The 289-nt window shown below is 66.1% G+C and carries 1 protein-coding gene; it reads left to right on the top strand.

Features of this window, described 5'->3' with window-relative positions; genetic code table 11:
• Positions 1 to 289: hypothetical protein (locus MOV75_RS42160; RefSeq protein WP_247008790.1), on the top strand; the 289-nt coding region annotated here is incomplete at both ends.

The following is a 289-nucleotide window of genomic DNA, read 5'->3' as shown; positions in this document are numbered from 1 at the left end:
CTGTTCGACGCCGCGACGGTGAAGCGGCTGTCGGAGCATCTGACGCAAATGTTGATGGAAGCAGTCGCTGACGCGGACCGTCCGCTGTCGGAGCTTGCGATGCTGCCGGAGACGGAGCGGCGGCAATTGGTGGAGGAGTGGAACGAGACGTGTTCGGCCTATCCGTCGGAGGCATGCTTGCACGATCTGGTGACGGCGCAGGCCATGCGAACGCCGGATGCGGTCGCGGTGATCGATGGCGGGCGCCAGCTGAGCTACGCGGAGATCGAACGGCGGGCCAACCGGCTGG

Origin of the sequence: Bradyrhizobium sp. PRIMUS42 (assembly GCF_023006515.1) — a bacterium.
Classification (GTDB): Bacteria; Pseudomonadota; Alphaproteobacteria; order Rhizobiales; family Xanthobacteraceae; genus Bradyrhizobium.
The sequence above is the reverse complement of the archived record's forward strand: the minus strand, read 5'-3'. Positions and strand labels throughout refer to the sequence as shown.